Below are 21,769 nucleotides of genomic sequence, written 5' to 3'. Positions count from 1 at the left end.
GTCGCGCAAGTATGCACGAGGGTTCCGTGACGTGTCCGGTATCCGCGTGCCGCGCTGCCCGCGTGTCCGCTCCGACCGCCCTCCGGAGGCCGGATCCTGCCCGGGAAGGGACGCAAAGTAGAACGCATTCCGAACAGGTGACAGGATTGCTAGGAGTACCGACTAGTGCTTGGCAGGATCGACTAGACAGAACGGCAGGACACCGTGGCTTCCGGACACGAACCACCAGCCATCATCACCGAGGGGATGCCGACCCAGCTCCCCGACATCGACCCCGACGAAACTCGTGAGTGGGTCGAATCGCTCGACGCCGTGCTGGACGAGCGGGGCAAGTCGCGCGCGCGTTACCTGATGCTCAAGCTGATCGAGCGGGCCCGGGAGCGGCAGGTCGGCGTACCGGCGCTGCGCAGCACCGACTACATCAACTCGATCCCGCCCGAGCGCGAGCCGTGGTTCCCCGGCGACGAGCACATCGAGCGGCGGATCCGGGCCTTCATCCGGTGGAACGCCGCGGTGATGGTGAGCAAGGCCAACCGCAAGGGCCTCGAGGTCGGCGGTCACATCGCCACCTACCAGTCCGCGGCCAGCCTGTACGAGGTCGGGTTCAACCACTTCTTCCGCGGCAAGGACCACCCGGGCGGTGGTGACCAGATCTTCATCCAGGGCCACGCCTCGCCGGGCATCTACGCGCGCGCGTTCCTCGAGGGCCGGCTGACCACGGACCAGCTGGACGGCTTCCGCCAGGAGGTCTCCCGCGGCGCCCACCAGGGCCTGTCGTCGTACCCGCACCCGCGGCTGATGCCGGACTTCTGGGAGTACCCGACGGTCTCGATGGGGCTGGCGGCGCTGGACTCGATCTACCAGGCCCGCTTCAACCGGTACCTGCACCACCGCGGCATCAAGGACACCAGCGACCAGCACGTCTGGACGTTCCTCGGTGACGGCGAGATGGGCGAGCCGGAGTCGCTCGGCGCGATCGGCCTGGCCGCCCGCGAGGAGCTCGACAACCTCACCTTCGTGATCAACTGCAACCTGCAGCAGCTGGACGGGCCGGTCCGCGGCAACGGCAAGGTGATCCAGGAGCTGGAGGCGTTCTTCCGCGGCGCCGGCTGGAACGTGATCAAGGTGATCTGGGGCCGCGAGTGGGACGCGCTGCTGGCGCAGGACCACGACGGCGCGCTGGTGAACAAGATGAACACCACCCCGGACGGCCAGTTCCAGACCTACTCGGTGGAGTCCGGCGAGTACATCCGCAACAACTTCTTCGGCGGCGACCAGCGGCTGCGCCAGATGGTCAGCAACCTGTCCGACGAGGACCTGCGCAAGCTGCCCCGCGGCGGTCACGACTACCGCAAGGTGTACGCCGCGTTCAAGAGCGCCAAGGAGCACGTCGGGCAGCCGACGGTCATTCTGGCCCAGACCATCAAGGGCTGGACGATCGAGGCGCTGGAGGGCCGCAACGCGACCCACCAGATGAAGAAGCTGACCTCGGACGACCTGAAGGCCTTCCGCGACCGGCTCTACCTGCCGATCGAGGACAAGGACCTCGAGGACGCCTACAACCCGCCGTACTTCCACCCCGGCACCGACTCGCCGGAGTACCAGTACATGATGGAGCGGCGCCGGCAGCTCGGCGGCTTCCTGCCCGAGCGGCGGGTGGCGCCGAAGACGTCGCTGAAGCTGCCCGACAACAAGGTCTACGCGCCGCTCAGCAAGGGCAGCGAGAAGACCCCGGTGGCCACCACGATGGCGCTGGTCCGGCTGTTCCGCGACCTGATGAAGGACCCGGAGATCGGCGACCGGATCGTGCCGATCGCCCCGGACGAGTACCGCACGTTCGGCATGGACTCGATGTTCCCGACGGCCAAGATCTACTCGCCGCACGGGCAGAACTACGAGGCCGTGGACCGCGCGCTGCTGCTGTCGTGGAAGGAGTCCCAGCAGGGCCAGCTGCTGCACGAGGGCATCAGCGAGGCCGGTGCGATGGGCTCGATGATCGCGGCCGGTACGGCGTACGCGACGCACGGCGAGCCGATGATCCCGTTCTACATCTTCTACTCGATGTTCGGGTTCCAGCGCACCGGCGACTCACTCTGGGCGCTCGGCGACCAGCTCGGCCGGGGCTTCCTGATCGGCGCCACGGCCGGCCGGACCACGCTCACCGGTGAGGGCCTGCAGCACGCCGACGGGCACTCCCCGCTGCTTGCCTCGACCAACCCGGCGGCGGTGCACTACGACCCCGGATTCGCCTACGAGGTCGCGCACATCGTCAAGGACGGGCTGCGCCGGATGTACGGCTACGGCCTGGACAAGGACAAGCCGTTCGGCGAGGACGTCTTCTACTACCTGACCGTCTACAACGAGCCGGTCCCGCAGCCGGCCGAGCCGGAGAACCTCGACGTCGCGGCCCTGCTCAAGGGCATGTACCGCTTCAGCGAGGGTCAGGCGACCGAGGAGGACGCGCCGCGCGTGCAGCTGCTCGCCTCCGGTGTGGCGCTGCCGTGGGTCCGCAAGGCCCAGCAGATCCTCGCCGACGAGTACTCGGTGGCCGCCGACGTCTGGTCGGTGACCTCGTGGAACGAGCTGCGCCGCGACGCGATCGCCGCGGAGGAGCACAACCTGCTGCACCCGGACGAGGACGAGCGGGTCCCGTTCGTCACCGAGCAGCTGAAGGACACCAAGGGCCCGGTCGTCGCGGTCAGCGACTTCATGCGCTCGGTCCAGGACCAGATCTCCCGCTGGGTCCCGAACGACTACACCTCGCTCGGCACCGACGGCTGGGGTCTGGCCGACACCCGTGCGGCCGCTCGCCGGCACTTCCACGTCGACGCCGAGTCGATCGTGGTCGCCACGCTGGAGATCCTGGCCAAGCGCGGTGACGTCAAGCGCGAGGTGGCCGCCGAGGCCGCCCGCAAGTACCGCATCGACGACCCGACCGCGGTCGCCGGCGTGAAGCAGGAGGGCGCCGGCGCCTGACGCCGACGTCCGAGCCAGGGGCCGTCCACCGACAGGTGGGCGGCCCTTCGCGCGTCTACGACAAACCACGTAGCCGCGGCCGCGCGCGAGTTGGGTAGTTCGTCCGACGCGGCCGCGGGCCCCGCACTCCTAGCGTCGAAGGACCTTCCACGACGAGCGGAGACGGACATGTTCACCGAACAGATCGAGACGGTCATCATCGGTGCCGGGCAGGCCGGACTGGCCACTGCCCACCACCTGCAGAAGCGGGGACGGCAGTGCGTCGTGCTCGACGCCAACGCCCGGATCGGCGACAACTGGCGGGCCCAGTGGGACACCCTGCGGCTCTACACGCCGCGCCGGTACGACGGGCTGCCCGGCCTGCGCTTCCCCGGCGACGGCTGGTCGTACCCGACCAAGGACGAGGTCGCCGACTACCTGGAGTCGTACGCCGCTCACTTCGAGCTGCCGGTCCGGACCAGCACCGCGGTCGACCGGCTGGAACCGTCGGACGACGGCGGCTACGCCGTGACCACGGGCGACCGCCGCATCCTGGCCGACAACGTGGTGGTTGCCACCGGCACCTTCGGCCGGACGCCGTACCTGCCCGACTTCGCGGTCGACGTGGACCCGGCGATCCGGCAACTGCACTCCAGCGAGTACCGCCGGCCCGGCCAGCTCAAGGAGGGCCCGGTGCTCGTGGTCGGCGGGTCCCACTCGGGCACGGACATCGCCTACGAGGTGGCGCAGACCCATCCGACCGTGCTCTGCGGTCGCGACCCGGGCCAGATCCCGGTCCGGTTGGAGAAGAAAGGCGCCCGGCTGTTCTTCCCGGTGTTCCTGTTCGTCGGCAGCCACCTGCTCACCCGGCGTACGCCGATGGGCCGCAAGGAGTTGCGGGAGGTCCGCTACCACGGCGGTCCGGCGCTCCGGGTGAAGCGCGAGGATCTGCTGACCCGGGGCGTCGAACGCGTCCCCGAGCGGGTCATCGGCGTACAGGACGGGCGGCCGATGCTCGACGGTGGCCGGGTGCTCGACGTCGCCAACGTGGTGTGGTGCACCGGGTTCCGTCAGGTGTTCGACTGGATCGACCTGCCGGTGATCGGCACGGACGGCTGGCCCGAGGAGTCGCGGGGCGTCGTACCGGCGGCGCCTGGACTGTTTTTCTGCGGCCTGTCGTTCCAGTTCGCCTTCACTTCGATGACGCTGCCGGGGGTCGGCCGGGACGCCGAGTACGTCGCCGAGCGCATCGCCGCCAGGGCGCGGAGACCTCGCACTGTCGCTGCCGGATGAGGCCGCGCGCGCGTATTGTCGGCGGAAGGGGAGGACTGCGCGATGGGCATCGTCGACGATCTCGAGCAGGCGCGGCAGGCGTTCGAACGGCGGGACTGGACCGCCGCCTACCAGCGACTGTCGACTGTCGGCGACCAGGAGCCCACCGAGCTGACCCCGGACGACCTGCTGTCCCTGGCCACCGCTGCGCACCTGGCCGGTGACGACGACGCCTGCATCCGGGCCCTCCAGCGCGGTTACCAGGCGGCCGTCGACGGCGGTGACACGCTCCGGGCGATCAGGTTCGCCTTCTGGCTTGGACTGGTGCTGAACGTCCGCGGCGAGGCGGCGGTCGCCAGTGGCTGGGTCGCCCGGGCGCAGCGCCTGCTGGCCGATCAGCCCGCCGACGTGGTCGAACGCGGCTACCTGCTGATCCACGACTTCTTCCGATGCCTCGACCGGCAGGACTTCGCGGGCGCGCTGCGGGTCGGCACCGAGATGACCGACCTGGGCCGCCGGTTCGGCAACGACGACCTGGTGGCGCAGGGCCTGGTCTGCCAGGGCCGCCTGCTGATCTACGCGGGCCGGGTCCCTGACGGCCTGTCGTTGCTCGACGAGGCGATGGTCGCGGTCGCGGCCGGCGAGTTGTCACCGATCTTCGCCGGCAACGTCTACTGCGCGATGATCGAGGCCTGCCAGGAGGTGCTGGACTTCGGCCGCGCGTCCGCCTGGACCAGCGCGCTGACCAGGTGGTGCGACAGCCAGCCCGACCTCGTCCCGTTCACCGGGCAGTGCGCCGTGCACCGGGGGCAGATCCTGCGGCTGCGCGGCGCGTTCGCCGAGGCGCTGGAGGAGTTCGAGCTCGCCCGCCGCCGGTACGCCGCCTCGCGGTCCCAGGACGCGGCCGGACTCGCCCTGAGCGAGCGAGGTGACGTGCTGCGCATCCGCGGTGACCTGGCCCTGGCCGAGGCCTCCTACGAGCAGGCGTCCGGCTTCGGCCACGAGCCCCAGCCCGGTCTGGCGCTGCTCTGGCTCGCCCGGGGCCGTACGCCGGCCGCTCTCGCGGCGATCCGCCGGCTGCTCGCCGAGACACCCGGCGCGGTTCAACGCGCCCGGCTGCTGCCCGCGGCGGTGGAGATCCTGGTGGCCGGCGAGTGCCACGACGAAGCCGAGCGGGCCGGGAGCGAACTGACCGAGATCGCGGCGGCCTTCGGCTGCGCCGGCCTGCGCGCGATGGCGGCGTACGGGACCGGGCTGGTTGCCCTGGCGGTCGGCGATCCCGACCGGGCCCTGCCGCAGGCGCGGCTGGCCACCCGACTGTGGAGCGACCTGCAAGCGCCGTACGAGGTCGCGCGGGCCCGGGTCCTGGTCGGGCGGGCGTTCCGTGGCCTCGGGGACGAGGACTCGGCGACGGCCGAGCTGACCGCCGCGTTCCAGATCTTCGCCGAGCTCGGTGCCGTGAGCTGCCGCGAGGACACCGGGCGTCTTCTGCACCGCCCGAGTGCTGGTGGTCTCACCCCTCGCGAGCTCGAGGTCTTGCGCTTGGTTGCCGACGGCCACAGCAACACGGAGATCGCCGAGCGCCTGGTGCTCAGCGAGAAAACGGTCGCCCGGCACCTGTCGAACATCTTCGGCAAGCTCGCGGTCCCGTCCCGGACGGCGGCGGTCGCCAGCGCCCGCGAGCACAACCTGCTCTGACCGAAATTCGGTGCGCCTCGGCGCCGGTACCGATCTAGGCTCTGGTCATGCCTGAGCTGATCGAACCGACCATGGCCCTGCGGGACTCGTGGCTGGAGTCCTCGCGCGAGTGGGGTTCGGAGACCCAGCACGGTTCAGGGCTGCACGAGACCGACGAGGTCGGCACGGTCAAGGGGTTCGCCGCCTGGATCGAGCGATTGAAGAGCGAGGGCGACGAGACCCGCGAGCTGGCGCCGGGCCGCGTGCCCGCGGCGTACTGGTGGATCGTTGATGACGGCAACTACGCCGGAGCGATCACGCTGCGGTACCGGCTGAACGACAAGCTGCTCGACGGCGGCGGGCACATCGGGTACGGCATCCGGCCGTCGGCGCGCGGCCGCGGACTGGCGTCCTGGGCGCTCGGCGCCGTGCTCGACCGGGCTCGCGCTCGCGGCCTCGAGCGCGTACTGGTCACCTGTGACGACGACAACCTCGCGTCGGCCCGGACGATCGAGCGCAACGGGGGTGTTCTGGAGGACGTCCGCGAGACCTGGCTCGGCCTGACCCGGCGGTACTGGATCACACTCTGACCCCCGGGTGATGGTTGGCCAAGGCAACCGACTACCGTCGAGACGTTTGATTTCCGTCCACGGGGAGTAGTCGAGCGTGTCCCAGACACAGTCAGGAACCGAGCAGGACACGGCCTTCTTCGGGCATCCGCGGGGCCTGAGAACGCTGTTCGCGACCGAGTTGTGGGAGCGGTTCAGCTACTACGGGATGCGCGCCATCCTGCTGCTGTACCTGACCGACCAGGCGCATGGACTCGGGCTCGGGCAGTCGCTCGGCGAGGCGGTCGTGTCGATCTACGGCGCGTCGGTCTACCTGCTGTCGGTACTCGGCGGCTGGCTGGCCGACCGGGTCGTCGGCGCCCGCCGTACGGTCCTGTACGGCGGGTCGGTGATCGTTGCCGGGCACCTCTGCCTGGCGCTGCCCGCCGAAGGCCTTGCCTACCTGGGGATCGCGCTGGTTGCCCTAGGCACCGGATTGCTGAAGCCGAACGTCTCGACCATGGTCGGCACCTTGTACGCCGACGGGGACGACCGGCGGGACTCGGCGTTCTCGATCTTCTACATGGGCATCAACATCGGCTCGTTCAGCGCGCCGTTCGTGGTCGGTTTCCTGCGCCGCGAGTTCGGCTTCCACGTCGCGTTCGCGGCGGCCGCGGTCGGGATGACGCTGGCGCTGGTCGCGTACGTGCTCGGCCGGCGGACCCTGCAGGGCCGCGGCGACACCCCGCCGAATCCGCTGACCGCGCAGGACCGGCCGGCGATGCTCAAGGTCACCGGCGCGGTGGTCGGGCTGCTGGTGGTCGTGTTCGCCTTCTCCGCCTGGCGCACCGGCGGGATCGGGCCGAAGCCGGTCGTCGACGCGATCTCGTACCTGTGCTTCCTGGCGCCGATCGCCTACTTCAAGATGCTGCTGCGCAGCCCGCTGGTGACGCCGACCGAGCGGCAGCAGGTCCGGGCCTACATCCCGCTGTTCGTCGCGGCGATGTTGTTCTTCATGCTGTTCGAGCAGGCCGCGACGACGCTGACCACCTTCGCCGCGGACCGGACGGCGCTGGAGCTGTTCGGCGTCTCGATCTCGCCGGAGTTCTTCCAGTCGATCAACCCGTTCTCGATCATCGTGCTGGCGCCGGTGTTCGCGGCGGTCTGGATCAAGCTCGGCGACCGCGGGCCCGGGATCGGCCAGAAGTTCGCCACCGGGCTGCTGCTGGCCGGAATCTCGTTCGCGGTGATGGGCGTCGCGTCGGCCGTCACCGGCGAGGGTCTCGCCTCGCCGCTGTGGCTGGTCCTGGTCTACGTGATCCAGACCCTCGGCGAACTGTTCCTGTCCCCCGTCGGCCTGGCCGCGACCACCGTGCTCGCGCCGAAGGCGTTCCTCAGCCAGATGATGGCGCTGTGGTTCCTCGCGCCGGCGGCCGGGCAGGCGATCACGGCCCAGCTCGTCCAGGCCACCGAGGGCGCTTCCGACACGGCGTACTTCGGCGGCCTGGCGGTGGTGACGATCGCGTTCGCGCTCGCGCTGTACTTCCTCTCCCCGTGGATCCGCCGGCACGCCGAACCGCACCGGAACCGTTGATTTCACCCGCGCGAGGGAGGCGAATCCCTCGCGCGGGTGAGGTTTTCGAGCGCTTGACCCCGCAGCCTTGAGGCATGACCGAGAGACCTGTGCCGCGCTGGGCCGAATGGCTGGCCCACGCGATTCCGTTCATGGTGCTGCCGTCGGGATTGTGGCGGCTCGGACTGGCCGCGGGGTGGTCGATGGGCATGGTGGACGAGGCCGGACGGCCGATCCACGCGCACGGGTGGGAGATCGGGTACATCGTGGTGCTCAGCGTGGTCTCCGAGGCGGTCGCGCTGACGGCGTTCGGCCTGGTCCGGCGGTGGGGCGAGGTGGTGCCGCGGTGGATCCCGTGGATCGGCGGGCGCCGCGTCCCGCCGTTCGCGGCGATCGTGCCGGCGATACTGGGCAGCCTGGCGCTGATCGCGATCTGGGGCTTCGCGTTCCGGGACGTGTTCAGCGATGAGTTCCTGCCGTTCGGCAGCGACGCGGCGAAGGCGCTGATGATCGCGTGTTACGCGCCGCTCAATCTGTGGGGGCCGGCGCTGCTCGTGCTGACGTGGGCGTACTACCGGCGCCGGGTCGGCGCGGCGACGCCGGTGGAACATGCGGTGGTGTGAGTCGGACCGGGGTGCGGCGACCGCGGGCGATCGGGGGTCGGGGCGCGGGCGCAGCAGGTCAGCGGGCGCGGGGTCTCGGCTTCAGGCGGGTGCCGGGCAGCGGCGGGGCCGGGAGCGGCGCTCCGTCGTACCCGAGCACAGCCGGGAAGCGGGACGAGCCGCCGGCCTCGACCGACGCCATCCAGTCGTTGCGCGCGGCAACCACTTCCTCGTGCGTACGGCCGATGAAGTTCCACCACATCACCAGTTGCTCGTCGAACGGCTCGCCGCCGAGCAGCACGAACCGGGCTCCCTCGGCGCCGGCGGTCAGCTCGATCGCGTCCCGGCCAGTGCCGAAGTACGCCATCTCGCCGAACCCGGGCGCGACCTGCCCGGCGCTGACTTCTCCGTCGACCACCAGTACGGCGTACTCGAACTCGGGCGTCAACGGCACCGCCACGGTCCGTCCCGGCTCGATCGTCACGTCGGCCCCGACCAGCGGCGTGTACGCCGGCGCCGGCGACGTGACGCCACCGACAGTGCCGACCATCACCTTCGCCCGCGCGCCGTCGAGCTCCAGGACCGGCAGATCGGCGTAGGCGTTGAAGGCCGGCGGGACCGTGTTGCGCGCCGACTCCGGCAGGGCGACCCACAGCTGTACCCCGTGCAGCATCGGCGGCGCCGACGGCGGCGAGATCTCCGAGTGCGCGATGCCCGGGCCGGACGTCATGATGTTCAGCTCGCCCGGCCGGACCATCGCGTGCGACCCAGCGGAGTCGCGGTGCTCGATCTCGCCCTCGATCAACCAGCTCACCGTCTGCAGACTGGTGTGCGGATGCGGCGGCACCACCATGCCCCGCTCCCCCGGTACGTCGTACGAGTCGACCCGCGCGGTCAGGTCGTCCGGCCCGTAGTGGTCGGCGAAACACCATGCGCCGACCATTCGGCGGTCCTTGTTCGGCAGCAGCCGGCGGACCTTCGTGGTCCGGCCGAGCACCACTTGGCGCGGCTCCAGCAGCTCCTGCACCGGCCCCTCCGCGCCCGCCCCGTCGCAGACGACCTCGGCCGGGTCCTTTTCCAAGTCGCTCATTGCACGAGTATGGACTCAGACGCTCGAACTCTGGAGGCTGCCCGTGCACGACGTACTCGACCTTCGCGACCTCGTCCCGGACGAGGCCGAGCAGCTGGAGAGCTCCGGGTACGCCGTCGGCGACCTGCACGCGCGGGCCCGGATCGCGGCGGCCGCCGGGGACCTCACCCAGCTGGCCGACATCGAGACCGCGCTGGCGTCGCTGCGGCGCGACCCGGAGTGGCCGTACGAGGAGCCGGAGCCGACGCTCGCGTTCGGGTCCGGGTCCAGGCCGGATTCCGGGGCGCCGGCGGGTGACGACCTCGCGGACCGAATCCGAGGCGCCTGGCTCGGCCGGTGTGTCGGCAACACGATGGGCAAACCGGTCGAGGGACTGGGCCGGGCCGACGTGCGGACCTACCTGGAAGCGGTCGGCGACTGGCCGCTCAGCGGTTTCGTACCGTACGTCGCCACGCCGCCACCCGGAATCACGTTGCACCCGTCCGCGGCCGAGGCGTCGGCGGGCCGGTTCGACGCGGTGCCGCGCGACGACGACCTCGACTGGACGATGCTCGGGCTGCACCTGCTGGAGACGTACGGGCCGGAGCTGCACACCGAGGACGTCGCGCGCGAGTGGCTCGACCGGATGCCGTTCACGCAGACCTACACCGCGGAGCGGGCGGCGTACCGGAATCTTGTGCAGGGCCTGCGCCCGCCGGACACGGCGACCACGCGCAACCCGTACCGGGAGTGGATCGGCGCGCTCATCCGCGTCGACGCGTACGGCTACGCCAACCCCGGCAATCCCGCCGAGGCGGCGCGCCTGGCGCTGGTCGACGCGAGCCTGTCCCACACCGCCAACGGCCTGTACGGCGCTCAATGGGCCGCGGCGCTGGTCGCCCAGGCGCTGGTCGCGGACGAGATCACCGAGGCGCTGCGCGTCGCGCTCGACGTCGTCCCGCCGAAATCGCGTCTCGCCGACAGCCAGCGCGCGCTGCTCGACCTGCACGCGCAGGGCGCGACCGCCGAGGAAGCGCTCGACTGGGTCGATGAGACGCTCGACTACAACTGGGTGTACACGCTGAACAACGCCGCCATCATCACCACAGCGCTGCTCTGGGGAGACGGCGACTACGTCCGCACACTGGGCCTCTCGGTCGGCGCCGGCCGTGACACCGACTCCACCAGCGCGACGGTCGGCAGCGTCTTCGGTGCCCTCCACGGCGCCGACGCCATCCCCTCGGTCCTGGCCCAGGCGGGCAACGGCGTGGTCCGCTCAGCCGTCCGGGGCTTCGACCGCATCACGATCGACGAACTGGTCGAGCGAACTATGGCGCTGCATGAGTGATACGAGGATGTGCTGGTTGCGTCTTTACGCCTAGTGCAGCTGTCTGGACGGCGAAGTGTGTACATCTCTCATGTGATAGCAGTACTGAGTGACGAAAGTACCCCGGAATCGGCGTGCAGAACGGGAGGCGATCAATGCGACGATCTCTCTCTTCGAGCGGAACTACCACATTGTCCAGCCAGTAGCCGGTGAGAACGACTTCGGCGAGGACCTGTTCATTCGCCTTGTCGACAACCGAGAGTTGACCGGGCACACCATCGCCATTCAGGTCAAAGGCGGGACAACCTACCGCGCGTCCGGCGGTTATCGAGTTCGAGTCGGCAGTCACCGCGTGAGCTGGAGCAAGCCGAACGTCCCGGTGATCTGCATCGTCCACGACCCTGACTCTGGCAAGTTGCACTGGTCGAACGCGACGGAACAGTTAGGCGCGGCTCCGCGCGGCGGTTCGGCCCCGGCCTCAATCTTTGTACCGTTATCGTCTCGGCTGGACGACGAAACGATCGCCGATTTCGTCACTCAGGTGCGCAGCTTTCTGGCCCGCAGCACCTCCATTCATCGTGGTTTGGCCGCTATGGCCGATGTCGCCTTTGAGTCGTCCGACTACGTCGGTTACTTCATGAACGTCCACGGCGAGCGTTTGATCTTCCAACAGAAGATGGGCTCGGACTGCGCAACGCTGTTCCACAGCGATCTTGACTGGGAACCGGTTCCGTTGTGGCATGACTTGGTTGATTCGAGTCTGCGAGCTGAGAACCTTGGCGTGTCCACCTTGGAGGAGCTCGACGCGTTGTCGGGGGTTCCGGGGGCGCTCGGAGCGCTCGAACGAAGCGGGATCACCACGGTCAGAGAGTTCTTCGATCGGCTCCCGATCATGGGTGGCGTTATCCTCGACCAAGATGAGCGAAGCTGGCTCAGAACATGCTTCGCCGCCAGTACGTGGTGGCGCCAAGCGCCGCCCCTCGCGGAGGCGTAGTCAAGGACTTCATGCTGATCATGACGACGCCGTCCACTCCAGCAGCTTGTCGGCGTCCCAGGTGTTGACGACCTGGGACGGGTCGACGCCGCACTCCTCGGCGCGTTCGCAGCCGTAGGGCTGCCAGTCGAGCTGGCCGGGGGCGTGCGCGTCGGTGTCGATCGAGAACTGGCAGCCGGTCTCGACGGCCAGGGAGAGCAGGCGGCGCGGTGGGTCGAGGCGTTCGGGGCGGGAGTTGATCTCGACCGCGGTGCCGAACTGGCGGCAGGCCTCGAAGACGACCTCGGCGTCGAAGTCGGACTCCGGGCGGGTGCCGCGGCCGCCGGTGACGAGCCGGCCGGTGCAGTGGCCGAGGATGTCGACGTGCGGGTTGGCGATCGCCTTGACCATCCGCTCGGTCATCGGCTCCGACGCCATCCGCAGCTTGGAGTGCACGCTGGCCACGACCACGTCGAGCCGGGCGAGGATCTCGGTGTCGCAGTCCAGCGACCCGTCGTCCAGGATGTCGACCTCGATCCCGTTCAGGATCCGGAACCCGTCCAGCTCGTCGGCGAGCTTCTTGTTCAGCTCGGCGACCACCTCGAGCTGCTGCAGCCGCCGTTCGCGGGACAGCCCGTTGGCGACCGTCAGCCGCGGCGAGTGGTCGGTCAGCGCGATGTAGGAGTGCCCAAGCCGCGCCGCCGTCCGCGCCATCTCCTCGATCGGGCTGCCACCGTCGGACCAGTCCGAGTGCAGGTGCAGATCGGCCTTCAGCGCCGCCCGCATCGCCGTACCGGCCTCGGTCAGCGCGGCCGCTCCCTGCTCCAGCTTCGTCAGGTACGCCGGCACCGCGCCGTCCATCGCCTCCAGGATCACCGCCTCGGTCTTCGGCCCGATCCCCGGCAACTCGGTCAGCGTCCCGGCCCGCTTCCGCGCCCGCACCTCGGTCGCCGGCAACGCCTCGATCGTGTCGGCGGCCCGCCGATAGGCCTTCACCCGATGAGTCGGCTGCCGGTCGCGCTCCAGGTAGTACCCGATCGCCCGCAACGCCTCGACCGCCGCCGTCACCCCAGCCTTGTCGCTCATGACCCCATCATGGCGGGTCGCACGGACCATTCCCCGGCGGACCGCGGAGCGTTCGACCGTCATCAGGTCAGGACAAGGCACGCCGGTGCGTAGCGTCGGCATCACCCGTGGTTCGATCAACGGGCACCGGCCAGCATCTGTCGACGGCCGGCGTGGGGGTAGGGCTGTGAGCGAACATCAGCAGGAACCACTGTCGAAGCGTGTACGGCGCTGGGCCATCCGGGGGGCCTGGACGCTGATCTCCGGGGTCGTCATCGGCGTGCTGGGCAACTTCGTCTACGACACCTGGTTCGCGGCCTCCGACGAGCCGTCGTCGGCCCCGGCCTCGCCGGGCGCGTCGCCGGCACCGAGCAAGACTCCCCCGGCACCGTCGGTTACTCCTTCTCCCACCGCCAAGCCGAGCACCGAGGTGACGACCAGACCGACAGCGAGGCCGACACCGAAACCGTCGACCCGGCCGACGAGAAAGCCGACCGCGACGAAGACCACCGCGGCGACCGTCCAGCCTCCACCACCGCCGCCGAGCACGGGTGACGCGATCAAGAACTGGCAGGTGGCGGTCAGTCCGGTCCAGGTGCGCAGGGGCACGACCACGAACGTCGTGATCGAGATCTGGGACGCGTACCCGAACACGTTCATGGACGTCGAGATCGCCAGTCCGGCCAGTGACCGCGGTGGGGTGTGCCCGAAGATCGAGCGCACGACACCGTGTGATCTTGTCTACAGCGGTGCAGAACAGACCGACGCGTCGGGCAAGGCCCGGATCGTCTACACCTGGCGGGCGGACAGCGACACCTGGAGCTTTCCGCCCGGCGACTACGTCGTGACCGTGCAGGACCGGCACACGGCCGGAGTCGCCGGTGGGGTGCGATTCACCGTCGTCGGCTAGCTCGTACGGCGTGGGGTTCGTGGTCGGTCGGCACCCGTACGGCGCGCGGACGCCGTACCCACGGGGCGTTTGCCCGACTGCGGCTAGGGTCGAGGCGTGGCGAAGGTGAAGGATCGGGGGCATGCGGCGCGCGCGGAGCGGCTGCAGGGGGCTACTGGTGCGCTGGCCACGGCGGCGATCGCGGCGATGGACGAGAAGTTGCCGTGGTTCGGGAAGTTGTCGGCGCAGGACCGGTCCTGGATCGGACTGGTCGCGCAGTCCGGCATCACCGCGTTCGTGGACTGGTTCCGCGACCCGGAGGCGCACTCGTCGATGCCGACGCGGATGTTCGGGTCGGCGCCGCGGGAGTTCACCCGGGTGATCAGCCTGCACCAGACCGTCGACCTGGTCCGGACCACGATCGAGATGATCGAGAACACGATCGGCGACCTGCTGCCGGCCGAGGACGTGCCGGCCGTGCACGAGGCGATGCAGCGGTACGCGCGCGAGGTCGCGTTCGCGGCGGCCGCGGTCTACGCGCAGGCGGCCGAGATGCGCGGCGCTTGGGACGCCCGGCTGGAAGCGCTGGTGGTCGACTCGGTGATCCGCGGCGAGGCCGACGAGTCGGTCCGGTCGCGCGCATCGGCGCTGGGCTGGACCGGCGCGACCGGGTCGTCCGAGGTGGCGGTCGTGGTCGGCCGGGCCCCCGACGGAGAGTCCGGTACGGCGAACGTCTCCGACGCCGTCCGGGCCGCCGCCCGCGAAGCCGGTGCCGATGCGTTGTGCGCGATGCAGGGCGACCGGCTGGTGATAGTACTTGGTGGTACGAGTAAACCTGTCGAGATCGTACAAAAGCTGGTCGGCTGGTTCGGGCCCGGCCCGATCGTCGTCGGGCCGGTCGTCAAGGACCTGATGGCAGCCGTCACCTCGGCCCGCGCGGCAGTCGCCGGACTGCGCGCGGCGCCGGCCTGGCCGACGGCTCCGCGACCGGTGCACGCCGACGAACTGCTCGCCGAGCGATCGCTGTCCGGCGACGGTCACGCCCGCCGCCAACTGGCCACCGGCGTCTACGGCCCGCTCACGATGGGCGACGGAGTGCTGCTGGACACCGTTTCGGCGTACCTGGACTCCGGTGGTTCGATCGAGGCGACGGCCCGGGCGATGTTCATCCACGCCAATACCGTCCGGTACCGGCTGAAGCGTGTGGGCGAAATCACCGGCTACTCGCCGGGCAATCCCCGCGACGCTTTCACACTGCGTGTCGCACTGGCCCTCGGCCGCCTGCTCAACCCGGAACCGGGAGCCCACGTTTTGTAGGATCCCTACAAAGTCCAGGCGGTAGAATTCGTGCTGCCGCGTAGCCCACGATCGGCCCGGCTCAGGGAGAGTTGTCACGTGCTCGTCATCGTCGCGCCCGGACAGGGCGCCCAAGCCCCAGGTTTCCTCGAGCCGTGGCTGGAGGACCCAGTCTTCGAGAACCGGTTGAACTGGCTGTCGGCCGTCGCCGGTCTCGACCTCGCCCACTACGGCACGAAGGCCGACGCGGACACCATCCGGGACACCGCGATCGCGCAGCCGCTGCTGGTCGCTTCCAGCATGCTGGCCGCGCTGGCCGTGTTCCCGCACCCCGGCGACGCGTTCCAGAAGATGGGCGCGCTGGCCGGCCACAGCGTCGGCGAGATCGCCGCGGCGGTCGGCGCCGGCGTGATCAGCGCCGAGCAGGCGATGGTCTTCGTCCGCGAGCGCGGCAAGGCGATGGCCGCCGCGTCCGCGCAGACCGCGACCTCGATGACCGCCGTACTGGGTGGTGACCGGGACGAGATCCTGGCCAAGCTCGCGCAGTACGGGCTGACCGCCGCCAACGACAACGGCCCCGGCCAGATCGTTGCCGCCGGCACCGTCGAGGAGCTGGCCGCACTCGCCGAGGACCCGCCGGCCAAGGCCCGGCTGATCCCGCTGTCGGTGGCCGGCGCCTTCCACACCAAGCACATGGAGCCCGCCGTCCAGACCCTGGCCGGCTACGCCCGCTCGATCACCACCCACGACCCCCGCGCGCGGCTGATCTCCAACCGCGACGGCCAGGTCGTGCACGACGGCCAGGACGTCCTGCAGCGCCTGGTCCAGCAGGTCAACTCACCCGTCCGCTGGGACCTGTGCATGCAGACGATGGCCGACCTGCAGGTCACCGGCATCTTGGAGGTGACCCCGGCCGGCACGCTGACCGGGATCGCCAAGCGCGCGCTCAAGGGCGTCGAGACGTTCGCGCTGAAGACGCCCGACCAGCTCGACGACGCCCGCGCCTTCGTCGACAAGCACGGCAGCCCGTCGGAGATCGACGCCTCGCCGACCTGGCGGCTGCTGGTCGCGCCGATGAAGGGCACCTTCACCCGCGAGGCGCAGGTCAAGCGCGAGGCGGGCGACGCGGTCGAGGCCGGGGAGGTGGTCGCGACGGTGAAGAGCCTGCGCGACGAGCTCGAGGTGCGCGCCCCGCACGGCGGCATCGTGGTGGAGTGGCTGGTCGAGGAGGGCGACCCGGTCGCCCCCGGGCAGCCGCTGGTCCGGTTGCATCCGAGCGGAGGAAACTGACATGACCGGCACGATCGCTTCCGTCCAGGGCGCGGCGCACACCGCCGTCCTGGGCCTCGGTTCCTACCGCCCGCGGCGCGTCGTGCCGAACTCGGTGATCCTCGAGCAGATCGACTCCAGCGACGAGTGGATCCGGACCAGGTCCGGGATCCGCGAACGGCGCTGGGCCGAGCCCGACGAGACCGTGCTGATGATGTCGGTCGAGGCCGCCAAGCAGGCGCTGCGCGACTCCGGCATCGACCCGGCCCAGATCGGCTGCGTCGTCGTCGCCACCGTCACGCACCTGTACCAGACGCCCGCGATCGCGACCCGGATCGCGGTCGAGGTCGGCGCCCCGACGGCCGCCGCGTTCGACATCTCCGCGGCCTGTGCGGGCTTCTGCTACGGCGTCGCGATGGCCAGTGACATGGTTCGCGGCGGCAGCGCGAAGTACGTGCTGGCGATCGGCGTCGAGCGGCTCAGCGACATCACCGACCGGACCGACCGCGGCACGGCGTTCATCTTCGCCGACGGCGCCGGCGCGGCCGTGGTCGGCCCGTCCGAAGAGCAGGGCATCGGCCCGGTGGTGTGGGGGTCCGACGGCACCCAGCACGCGCTGATCAGCCAGAAGGAGTCCTGGCAGGAGGCGGCCGGCAGCTTCAACTGGCCGCACCTGACGATGGACGGCAACCCGGTCTTCCGCTGGGCGTCGTACGAGATGGCCAAGGCCGCGCAGCAGGCGCTGGACGTGGCCGGCGTGAGCGCCGAGGACCTCGATCTGTTCGTGCCGCACCAGGCCAACATGCGGATCACCGACGCGATGCGCCGGGCGCTCAAGCTGCCCGAGCACGTCAAGGTGGCCCGCGACATCGAGCGCCAGGGCAACACCTCGGCGGCCTCGATCCCGCTGGCCATCGAGGCGATGCGTGAGTCCGGCGAGGCCAAGAGCGGCGACCTGGCGCTCATCATCGGATTCGGGGCCGGGCTGGTGTACGCCGGCCAGGTGATCCGGATCCCGTAGCACTCCCCCAGTTGTCCGGGAACGGCTCAGGTGGCCGGGCCCGGCGTACGCAAGCAGCAGAATCCGAAAGGGAAACCACACAGATGGCCAGCACCGAAGAGATCCGCAGCAACCTCGCCGAGATCGTCAACGAGATCGCGGGTATCCCGGTCGAGGACGTCCAGCTGGACAAGTCCTTCACCGACGACCTCGACGTCGACTCGCTCTCCATGGTGGAGGTCGTGGTGGCCGCCGAGGAGAAGTTCAGCGTGAAGATCCCCGACGACGAGGTCAAGAATCTGAAGACCGTCGGCGACGCGGTCGCGTTCATCGAGCGCGCCCAGAACGGCTGACCGAGCCCTGCCCGGATCGGGCCGGCGGCGGGCGACCCTCGGGTCTTCGCTGCCGGCACCGCGCCAGTCACCACCGCAGTCCACCCCGCCGGTCCGCCGGCGTTCCCGTTACTCGCACCAGTTCTCTCGCCGAAGGATGAGGTAACCATGTCGAAGACCCGAGTCGTGATCACCGGGCTCGGAGCGACGACCCCGGTCGGGGGCGACGTCGCCAGTACCTGGGAAAGCCTGCTGGCCGGCCGGTCCGGCGCCAAGCTGCTGACCGCCGACTGGGTCGAGGAACTGCCGGTGAAGATCGCCGCCCCGGCCGCGGTCGAGCCGACCGAGATCATCGAGCGGGTCAAGGCCCGGCGGCTGGACCGCAACGCGCAGTTCGCGGTGGTCGCCGCCCGTGAGGCCTGGGCCGACTCCGGCCTGGCCGACGTCGAGCTGGACAAGACCCGCCTCGGGGTCGCGATCGCCACCGGCATCGGCGGCCTGCTCACCACGCTGGCCAACTACGACGCGCTGCGCAACGGCCCGCGCCGGGTCTCGCCGCTGGCGATCCCGATGCTGATGCCGAACTCCGCGGCCGCCAACGTCGGCCTCGAGCTCGGCGCGCTGGCCGGCGTCCAGACGCCCGTTTCGGCCTGCGCCTCCAGCAATGAGGCGATCTCGCTGGCCGCCGACCAGATCCGGCTCGGCCGGGCCGACATCGTGGTCGCCGGCGGCGCGGAGGGGTCGATCGCCGGACTGCCGCTGGCCGCGTTCGGCCAGATGATGGCGCTGAGCCGGCGCAACGACGACCCGGAGCGCGCGTCGCGGCCGTGGGACGTCGACCGTGACGGCTTCCTGCTCGGTGAGGGCGCCGGCGTCCTGGTGCTGGAGACCTACGAGCACGCGGTCGCCCGCGGCGCCAAGATCTACGCCGAGTTCGCCGGCTCCGGCATCACCGCCGACGGCCACGACATCGTGCAGCCCGACCCGACCGGCTCCGGCGCGGAGCGCGCGATGCTGCAGGCGCTGCGCGAGGGCGACCTGACGGCCGGCGACATCGTGCACATCAACGCGCACGCCACCTCGACGCCGGTCGGTGACGTCGCCGAGTCGGTGGCGATCCGCAAGGCGCTGGGCAGCGCGGCCGACCAGGCGGTCGCGACCGCGCCGAAGTCGATGTTCGGTCACCTTCTCGGCGCGGCCGGTGCGGTCGAGTCGATCGCCACCGTGCTCGCGCTGCACCACCGCGTGGTGCCGCCGACGATCAACCTCGACAAGGTGGACGACGGCGTCGACCTCGACATCGCCACCGAACAGCGCAAGCTCGGCGACGGCGACATCGCGGCGCTGAACAACTCCTTCGGCTTCGGCGGCCACAACGTCGCCTTGGCCTTCAAGTCAATCTGAGCTGTACATATTGCCGCGCCTCCGGCACGGCGGGTCATGGGGCTTGATCTCCCGGTCTTCCCTCGTCGCTTCAGTCGCTTCGCTCCCTCCGCTCCTCAGTCCAGACCGGGAGGCCCCATGACCTTGGCGGTGCTCCTCAATCCAGGCCGGGAGGCCCCATGACCACCAGCGCTCCGAACAAACCAGCGAAGCTGCCCCGCGAACTGGACCCCCGCAACCCGGTCACCCGGCTGACGAACCTGCTCGACCCCGGCTCGCTCGAGCTGATCACCCCCGACGACCTGTCCGGCATGCTCGCCGTGCGCGGCACGATCGCGGGGGCGCCGGTCGTCGCGTTCTGCTCCGACGCGACCGTGATGGGCGGCGCGATGGGCGACGAGGGCTGCGAGGTCGTCTGTACGGCGTACGAGGTGGCGCGGCGCGAGGAGCTGCCGATCATCGGGCTGTGGCATTCCGGCGGCGCGCGGCTGGCCGAGGGTGTGCTCAGCCTGCACGCGGTCGGCAAGATCTTCTACGCGATGACGCAGGCCTCGGGCAAGATCCCGCAGATCTCCGTCGTGCTCGGCCCGGCGGCCGGCGGCGCGGCGTACGGGCCGGCGCTGACCGACGTGGTGATCCTCGGCCCGGAGGGACGGATCTTCGTCACCGGTCCGGATGTGGTCCGCTCGGTCACCGGCGAGGACGTCGACATGCTGCGCCTCGGCGGTCCCGAGCCGCACGGCCGGCGCTCCGGCGTCGTCCACATCACGACCGATTCCGAGGCGGCCGCGATCGAGCAGGCCCGGCGGCTCGCCGATCTGTTCGCGAACCAGGGCGAGGTCTCCGGCGACGTCTCCGACAGTGACCTGTCCGGTCTGCTGCCGGAGTCGGCCAAGCGCGCGTACGACGTGCACCCGCTGGTCGGCGGCGTCCTCGACGAGGGCTCCGGCGTCGAGCTGCACCAGCGCTGGGCGCCGAACATCGTCACCACGCTCGGCCGGCTCGGCGGGCGCACGGTCGGCGTGATCGCGAACAACCCGCTGCGCCTCGGCGGCTGCCTGGACGCGCTGTCGGCCGAGAAGGCGTCGAGGTTCGTGCGGATGTGCGACGCGTTCGGCGTACCGATGGTGGTGCTGGTCGACGTGCCCGGCTACCTGCCGGGCGTCGGTCAGGAATGGGACGGCGTCGTACGCCGTGGTGCCAAGCTGCTGCACGCCTTCGCGGAGTCCGTCGTACCGCGGGTGACGCTGGTGACGCGCAAGACCTACGGCGGCGCGTACATCGCGATGAACGCGCGCTCGCTCGGCGCGACCCGGGTGTTCGCCTGGCCGCGGGCCGAGGTGGCCGTGATGGGCGCGGTCGCCGCGATCCGGATCCTGCACCGGCGCAAGCTGGCCGAGGTCGCTCCGGAGCTGCGCACGCAGGTCGAGGCCGAACTGGCCGCCGAGCACGAGAAGATCGCCGGCGGCATCGAGCGGGCCCGCGAGATCGGCGTCGTCGACGAGGTCGTCGAGCCGGCCAAGACCCGCTCCGCGCTGGCCGCCGCGATCGCGGCAGCCGAGGCGACCGGCAAGGTCCGCGGACGGCACGGGAACATCCCTCTGTAGAACGAACCCCTTGCAGACAAGGAGAAAGGGCGCGAACCACTGCTGGGGTTCGCGCCCTTTCCACGTGGTGCGGCCGCTGTTTGGTGACAACCGGGGGTGTCCCGACACCCGGTGGCCCAGCGGCCACGGCCTGGTCCCCGTTTCATCGGGGAAGCTGTGGGTCTCCAGCATCGTCGAAAGTCCGGCGAAAAGCTCCTGCCTTCACTGCTTTCTTCAGAAGTTCTCAGGTTTGCTGTCGAGCGGTTGATTCAGTCCTCAGACCACCTGGTGGAGCCAGCGGACCGGAGCACCGTCACCCGCGTAGCGAAACGGTTCCAGTTCGTCGTCCCAGGGCCGGCCGAGCAAACGCTCGACCTCCTCGGTCAGGTCGGCCTCACCGCTGGCGGCCTTGAGCATCGCGGCCTTCAGCCGGTCCTCGGGCACCATGATGTCGCCGTGCACCCCGGTGGTCGCGTGGAACACCCCGAGCGTCGGCGTGAACGAGTACCGCTCGCCCTCGACGCCGTTGCTCGGCTCCTCGGTGACCTCGAAGCGCAGCTTCTGCCATCCGCGCAACGCGGACGCCAGCTTGGCCGCCGTACCGGCTTCCGCCTGCCACGACAGCTCCGCCCGGTACGTGCCCTGGGCCGCGGGCTGCGGCGTCCAGTCCAGTTTCACAGGCACGCCAAGGATGCCGCCCGCTGCCCACTCGACATGCGGGCACAGCGCTGACGGCACCGTGTGGACGTACAAAACGCCACGAGTCGTCGCCACCAGGACCTCCTTGTGCTCGAGCTGCGCCTTCCCCAGCGTTCTCGAACACGGGCTCGAAAGTCCCGGACAGCGAGACCCATCTTGCACCACTGACCCCTGTGACACCAGCAACCACGCCATGTCAACTACATCACCGTCGTGTCGCAATCCGGCACCGATCGGTCCGGAACTGCCGATCC

General features: G+C 70.2%; 19 protein-coding genes. 15 read left to right on the top strand and 4 right to left on the bottom strand.

From position 1 onward, the window contains the following. Positions 1-246: 246 nt before the first annotated feature. From aceE to ACQPXM_RS14855, 6 genes are all read left to right on the top strand, one after another. On the top strand, positions 247-2,976 hold the full coding sequence (gene aceE, locus ACQPXM_RS14880) for a pyruvate dehydrogenase (acetyl-transferring), homodimeric type (RefSeq protein ID WP_432948861.1): 2,730 nt from the start codon (positions 247-249) through the stop codon (positions 2,974-2,976). A 168-nt stretch (positions 2,977-3,144) separates the two neighbouring features. Continuing rightward, positions 3,145-4,248: a flavin-containing monooxygenase gene (locus ACQPXM_RS14875; protein ID WP_432948859.1), complete on the top strand. Its 1,104-nt coding sequence runs from the start codon at positions 3,145-3,147 to the stop codon at positions 4,246-4,248. 42 nt (positions 4,249-4,290) lie between these two features. After that, positions 4,291-5,925, top strand: coding sequence for a LuxR C-terminal-related transcriptional regulator (locus tag ACQPXM_RS14870; protein WP_432948857.1), 1,635 nt, complete (start codon positions 4,291-4,293; stop codon positions 5,923-5,925). 47 nt (positions 5,926-5,972) lie between these two features. After that, positions 5,973-6,494, top strand: a complete 522-nt coding sequence (locus ACQPXM_RS14865) for a GNAT family N-acetyltransferase (RefSeq protein ID WP_432948855.1) — start codon at positions 5,973-5,975, stop codon at positions 6,492-6,494. Between the two features lie 76 nt (positions 6,495-6,570). After that, the gene (locus ACQPXM_RS14860; protein WP_432948853.1) at positions 6,571-8,046 is read left to right on the top strand and encodes a peptide MFS transporter; all 1,476 of its coding nucleotides are present in this window, start codon (positions 6,571-6,573) and stop codon (positions 8,044-8,046) included. Between the two features lie 74 nt (positions 8,047-8,120). Then, positions 8,121-8,648, top strand: a complete 528-nt coding sequence (locus ACQPXM_RS14855) for a hypothetical protein (protein WP_432948851.1) — start codon at positions 8,121-8,123, stop codon at positions 8,646-8,648. A gap of 58 nt (positions 8,649-8,706) precedes the next feature. Here the strand turns inward: ACQPXM_RS14855 and ACQPXM_RS14850 are convergent, their stop codons facing one another. Further along, entirely contained in the window at positions 8,707-9,717 is a 1,011-nt protein-coding gene (locus ACQPXM_RS14850; RefSeq protein WP_432948849.1) for a pirin family protein, read from the bottom strand. A gap of 43 nt (positions 9,718-9,760) precedes the next feature. On the opposite strand from ACQPXM_RS14850, the gene ACQPXM_RS14845 reads away from it, so the two are divergent. Continuing rightward, the gene (locus ACQPXM_RS14845) at positions 9,761-11,044 is read left to right on the top strand and encodes an ADP-ribosylglycohydrolase family protein (RefSeq protein WP_432948847.1); all 1,284 of its coding nucleotides are present in this window, start codon (positions 9,761-9,763) and stop codon (positions 11,042-11,044) included. Positions 11,045-11,132: 88 nt separating this feature from the next. Next, positions 11,133-12,017: a DUF4365 domain-containing protein gene (locus ACQPXM_RS14840; protein ID WP_432948845.1), complete on the top strand. Its 885-nt coding sequence runs from the start codon at positions 11,133-11,135 to the stop codon at positions 12,015-12,017. Between the two features lie 18 nt (positions 12,018-12,035). Here ACQPXM_RS14840 and ACQPXM_RS14835 read toward each other — a convergent pair whose 3' ends face one another. Beyond that, positions 12,036-13,082 carry a PHP domain-containing protein gene (locus tag ACQPXM_RS14835; RefSeq protein WP_432948843.1) on the bottom strand — a complete coding sequence of 349 codons (1,047 nt, stop codon included), beginning with the start codon at positions 13,080-13,082 and terminating at the stop codon, positions 12,036-12,038. A 276-nt stretch (positions 13,083-13,358) separates the two neighbouring features. After that, a complete protein-coding gene (locus ACQPXM_RS14830; RefSeq protein WP_432948841.1) occupies positions 13,359-13,670 on the bottom strand; it encodes a hypothetical protein in 312 nt (103 codons plus the stop codon). Between ACQPXM_RS14830 and ACQPXM_RS14825 the strand changes: the two genes are divergently transcribed. The 7 genes from ACQPXM_RS14825 (at position 13,657) to ACQPXM_RS14795 (ending at position 20,837) form a co-directional block, all read left to right on the top strand. Further along, entirely contained in the window at positions 13,657-13,971 is a 315-nt protein-coding gene (locus tag ACQPXM_RS14825; protein WP_432948839.1) for a hypothetical protein, read from the top strand. The genes ACQPXM_RS14830 and ACQPXM_RS14825 overlap by 14 nt on opposite strands. Before the next feature lie 96 nt (positions 13,972-14,067). After that, entirely contained in the window at positions 14,068-15,267 is a 1,200-nt protein-coding gene (locus ACQPXM_RS14820; protein ID WP_432948837.1) for a PucR family transcriptional regulator, read from the top strand. Positions 15,268-15,345: 78 nt separating this feature from the next. Then, complete coding sequence (locus ACQPXM_RS14815) at positions 15,346-16,536, top strand: acyltransferase domain-containing protein (RefSeq protein WP_432948835.1); 1,191 nt, start codon at positions 15,346-15,348, stop codon at positions 16,534-16,536. A 1-nt stretch (position 16,537) separates the two neighbouring features. After that, positions 16,538-17,536: a beta-ketoacyl-ACP synthase III gene (locus ACQPXM_RS14810; RefSeq protein ID WP_432948833.1), complete on the top strand. Its 999-nt coding sequence runs from the start codon at positions 16,538-16,540 to the stop codon at positions 17,534-17,536. An 83-nt stretch (positions 17,537-17,619) separates the two neighbouring features. Beyond that, entirely contained in the window at positions 17,620-17,868 is a 249-nt protein-coding gene (locus tag ACQPXM_RS14805) for an acyl carrier protein (protein ID WP_077017127.1), read from the top strand. 147 nt (positions 17,869-18,015) lie between these two features. Then, positions 18,016-19,251: a beta-ketoacyl-[acyl-carrier-protein] synthase family protein gene (locus ACQPXM_RS14800; RefSeq protein ID WP_432948830.1), complete on the top strand. Its 1,236-nt coding sequence runs from the start codon at positions 18,016-18,018 to the stop codon at positions 19,249-19,251. Positions 19,252-19,409: 158 nt separating this feature from the next. Beyond that, on the top strand, positions 19,410-20,837 hold the full coding sequence (locus ACQPXM_RS14795; protein ID WP_432948828.1) for an acyl-CoA carboxylase subunit beta: 1,428 nt from the start codon (positions 19,410-19,412) through the stop codon (positions 20,835-20,837). A gap of 255 nt (positions 20,838-21,092) precedes the next feature. Here the strand turns inward: ACQPXM_RS14795 and ACQPXM_RS14790 are convergent, their stop codons facing one another. Beyond that, on the bottom strand, positions 21,093-21,590 hold the full coding sequence (locus ACQPXM_RS14790) for a DUF3145 domain-containing protein (protein WP_077017130.1): 498 nt from the start codon (positions 21,588-21,590) through the stop codon (positions 21,093-21,095). Positions 21,591-21,769: the final 179 nt, after the last annotated feature.

This window comes from Kribbella sp. CA-253562 (assembly GCF_050942265.1).
Classification (GTDB): Bacteria; Actinomycetota; Actinomycetes; order Propionibacteriales; family Kribbellaceae; genus Kribbella.
Note: the sequence above shows the minus strand (reverse complement) of the source record. Positions and strands in the feature narration are given on the sequence as shown.